Source organism: Synechocystis sp. LEGE 06083 (genome assembly GCF_015207725.1).
Lineage (GTDB): Bacteria > Cyanobacteriota > Cyanobacteriia > Cyanobacteriales > Microcystaceae > Synechocystis > Synechocystis salina.
Window position 1 is genome coordinate 1 of record NZ_JADEWJ010000295.1, and the last position, 4,477, is coordinate 4,477.

At 52.1% G+C, this 4,477-nt stretch carries 3 protein-coding genes; 1 reads left to right on the plus strand and 2 read right to left on the minus strand.

All coding sequences use genetic code 11. The annotated features are described in order from the left end of the window. The coding region (locus tag IQ219_RS17080; protein WP_194073401.1) for an efflux RND transporter permease subunit at positions 1-3,169 on the minus strand (3,169 nt) is incomplete at its 3' end. On the opposite strand from IQ219_RS17080, the gene IQ219_RS17085 reads away from it, so the two are divergent. Continuing rightward, on the plus strand, positions 3,168-3,437 hold the full coding sequence (locus tag IQ219_RS17085; RefSeq protein ID WP_194019942.1) for a hypothetical protein: 270 nt from the start codon (positions 3,168-3,170) through the stop codon (positions 3,435-3,437). The two genes, IQ219_RS17080 and IQ219_RS17085, sit on opposite strands and share 2 nt — an antisense overlap. Here IQ219_RS17085 and aroB read toward each other — a convergent pair. Further along, positions 3,427-4,477, minus strand: a 1,051-nt coding sequence (gene aroB, locus IQ219_RS17090; RefSeq protein ID WP_228017259.1) for a 3-dehydroquinate synthase, incomplete at its 5' end; no start/stop codon positions are given. The genes IQ219_RS17085 and aroB overlap by 11 nt on opposite strands.

Below are 4,477 nucleotides of genomic sequence, written 5' to 3' on the forward strand. Positions count from 1 at the left end.
GCGCTGGGGTCGGGCTCTGGGGCTGGGCTTCGGGGAGAGGTTCCGATGGGTTGGATTTAGGGGCCAAAAGTTGCCCACTGATGGTTTTGACCACAATGTATAAAACCGGCACCACAAACAAGCTCAGGAAGGTGGCCACCAACATACCGCCAAACACCGCTGTGCCCAACGCTTGCCGACTACCGGCCCCCGCTCCAGTGGCGATCGCCAGGGGAAAAATGCCAAACAGGGTGGAAAAACCGGTCATGAGAATGGGACGGAGACGATCCTGGGCCGCCTCTAGGGCCGCTTTAACAATGGGATAACCCTGTGCCCTGAGTTGGTTGGCAAATTCCACGATTAGAATGGCGTTTTTACTCGACAGACCAATGAGCATCACCAAGCCAATTTGACAGTACACATCATTGGGAAAGCCCCGCAAACTTTGCGCCATCAACGCCCCCAAAATAGCTAGGGGCACACTCAAAAGAATGATTACCGGATCAACGTAATTTTCGTACTGGGCGGCCAATACCAGGAAAACAAACAATAAACCCAAACCAAAAATGATTGGTGCCTGCCCCTGGGAAGTAACTTCCTCCAAGGAAATCCCCGACCACTGGAAATCAAACCCCGGTGGCATCACTTGACGGGCGATCGCCGCCATGGCATTCATGGCCTGCCCCGTACTCACCCCCTGGTTGGCTGACCCGGTAATGGCAATGGAACGGAATAGGTTGTAATGGGTGATGATCGGTGCCCCCACCCCCTGGGTAACCTTGACCAGATTGGCCATGGGGATCATAGTGCCGGATTCACTACGCACATACAGCCGGTTAATATCCTCTGGGCTACTGCGGAACTGTTCGTCAGCCTGGAGGTAAACCCGATAGGTGCGGCCCTGCAAGACAAAATCGTTCACATAGCTAGAGCCCAAGGCCGTTTCCATGGTCTGGAAAATTTGATCCACGGGAACCCCTAAGCTCTTGGCTCGGTTGCGGTCCACATTCACAATCAATTGGGGACTATTGGCTTGGAAGGTGCTGAACACCCTTTGTAAATCTGGGCTTTGGTTCGCGGCCCCCAAAATTTGTCCCATGGTGGCCACCATGGTGTCCAATTCACTGTTAACCCGCAGATCCTGTAGTTGGAAGTCAAAGCCGCCAAACTGTCCTAGTCCCCGGATGGGAGGCGGATTAAGGGGAAAAATGTTGGCTTCAGGAATCTGGGAAAATTTACCAAACATTTGACCGATGATGGCTTGCACCGATTGATTGGGAGCGGGGCGCTCACCCCAGGGTTTGAGGCGGGAGAAAATGATGCCCTGGTTAGGGCTATTACCACTAAAGCTAAATCCCCCCACCGCAAAAGTTGCCGTTATCTCTGGCACTGCCAATAACTCCTTTTCCACCTGGGCCATGACCCGACTGGTGTACTGCAAAGATACTCCCTGGGGAGCCTGAATGATGGTAATGAAATAGCCCTGGTCTTCGTCCGGTAAAAAGGCGGTGGGCACTGTTAAGTACAACCAGGCCGTGGCCCCGATTAGGAGCACAAAAACCCCCACTACCATGGCCTTAAACTTGACTAGCCTCTGCAGGGCACCGCCATAGAGTTGACGTACCCGCTCCAGCCGCCGGTTAAACCAATTAAAAAACCAGGCGATCGCCGCTGGAGGTTCCTGGCCTTCCCGCAACAGTAGGGCACAGAGGGAAGGGGTGAGGGTGAGGGCGAGAAAAGTGGACAGGAGAATGGAAAAGGCAATGGTGAGGGCAAATTGTTGGTATAAAGCCCCCGTTGTTCCCGGAAAGAATGCCACCGGGATAAATACCGCCATCAACACCAAGGAAGTGGCAATTACCGCCCCCGTCAGTTCACCCATGGCTTCCTGGGCCGCCTGCTTGGGGTCTTCGTGCTTCACCTTAATGAAGCGGCTAATCTGCTCCACCACAATGATGGCATCGTCCACCACCATCCCCGTGGCCAAAGTTAAACCGAACAAAGTCAAGCTATTGATGGAAAAGTCAAATAGTTTAACAAAGCCAAAGGTGCCAATGAGCGCCAGGGGAATGGTCAAAGCGGGAATTAAAGCCGATCGCCAATCCTGGAGAAAAACCAGAATGACCAAAATAACCAGAACCACCGCAATGAACAGGGTTTTTACCACCTCAAACAGGGACTCCTGGACAAATTCAGTGGTGTCAAAGGCCACGTTATACTCAATGCCTTCGGGAAAATTCTCCGCCAGTCGCGCCATTTCCTCTTTAACCAAGTGGGCAACTTCCAGGGCATTACTGTCTAGTAGTTGATAAATACCTAGCCCCACCGCTTCCTCCCCCCGAAAGCGCAAAAAGCTGTTGTAATTCTCTGCCCCCAGTTCCACCCGGCCGATGTCCTTAAACCTGATCACAGAGCCACTGGGCCCCGATTTAACAATTAAATTTTCAAAGTCCCCCAAATCGGCCAACTGACTGCTAGCTCGTAAATCTAGTTGGTATTCCTGCCCAGGCGGTGCCGGTTCCGCTCCAATTTGCCCAGCTCCCACCTGGAGGTTTTGTTCCCTCAGGGCTTGGCTTAGATCCTCCATGGTCAACTGTTGGGCCGCCAGTTTCATCGGATCTACCCAAAGACGCATGGCATAGAGCCGTTCCCCGAAAATCCGCACATTCCCCACCCCAGTGATCCGACGGAGGGGATCCACCAGGTAGCGGTCGGCGTAGTTGCTTAAAAAGACGTTGTCATACTGACCATTGGGACTAGTGATGCCAATACCTAGCAAAAGCGCATTCGATTCTTTGTTAACCCTCACCCCTGTGCGATTGACTGATTCTGGCAACTGGGGGGAAGCTAGGGCCACCCGATTCTGCACGTCAACGGCAGCAATATCTTTATTCTGACTGCGGTCAAAGGTGACAGTGATGCTGCTGGTGCCATCGTTACTACTGGTGGAGCTAATGTAGCGCATGCCTTCAACCCCATTAATTTGCCGCTCCAAAATGTCGGTAACGGCCCTTTCCACCACCTCTGCATTGGCACCGCTGTAGTTGGAAGTCACCTGAATGGCTGTGGGGGCAATTTCGGGAAACTGGGCCACGGGGAGATTGACCAAGCTGATCATTCCCACCAAGAGGATGATAATGGCGCAAACGCTGGCAAAAACGGGGCGTTTAATGAAGAAATCGACAAACATGGTAGGCACAAAGGCGGTTCAGCGGCGAAGACTGGCTTTAAACCCGGCCGTCGTTGCCATATTGTTACATATCTTTAACAATGCCCTAACCCTACTTTGGGTTGATCTTTCCGTTGCCCAGAAGCTTAATTTGGGCTGGAGGGATTGGTGGAACCGCTCTGGTGATCCCCATCTTCCTCAAGGGAAAATTCTGCCCCAACGGACCGCTGGGGAATGGGAAAAACTAGTAGTATTACTCACTAGATCGCAGAAGAAAACTAGAGCATAGTAGCCTTAATGACTTCCCCCGTAACCGCATCACTCATGATCACCTGCCCGATCGCCGTGGGGAGAATGAAGCGCACCTTACCGGCTTTGACTTTTTTGTCGTGCAGTAAACTCGCCAGCAAATCTTCTACCGCCAAGGAGGGAGGAACTTCCGTGGGTAATTTAGTTTTGAGCAATAGTTGCCGCTGGCGATCGCCGACTTCTGGGTCACAAAGTCCTAAGTAATGGGCAATTTTAGCCGCCGCTTCCATGCCAATGGCCACCGCTTCCCCGTGGTTAATCACCCCGTAGCCCGTTAAACTTTCCACCCCATGGCCAATGGTGTGACCATAGTTAAGGATGGCCCGTAGTCCCGCCTCCTTCTCATCTTGGCTGACCACATCCACTTTTGCTTGGCAAGAGCGTTGGATAATTTGCGTTAATAATTCTGTTGGTAGGCGATCGATGCTCGATAAATCATCCGATTTTTCTAAGGCTGTAAACAATTCTGGGTCCCAAATCACCCCGTATTTAATCACCTCCGCCATGCCCGCCCGAAATTCCCGTTCCGGCAGGGTTTTTAACACAGTGGGGTCAATGTACACCAGGCGGGGTTGGTAAAAAGCACCAATCAAATTTTTCCCCTGGGGATGGTTCACTCCCGTTTTACCGCCAATGGCAGCATCTACCATGGCCAGTAAAGAAGTGGGTACCTGGACGAAATTAATGCCCCGCAGCCAAGTGGCCGCCCCAAACCCGGTCATGTCACCAATCACCCCTCCCCCCAGGGCCAGCAGGGTGGAATTGCGTTCCAAATTGGCTTGGAAAGCGACATCGTAAAGCTCATTAATGGAAGCTAGGGTTTTATGGGTTTCCCCAGCCGGTATTAAATGCTGAAAAACCTCATAACCCTCCTTTTGTAAAGCTTGAATGACAACTTCGCCGTAGTGGTCATAAATTTCCGGGTTAGACACCACCATAATTTTTTGGCCCAAGCCGAGGGGAGCTAAATAGCTCGCAATTTCCGCCAATCCTCCCGGCGCAATCTGTACTTGATAGGGG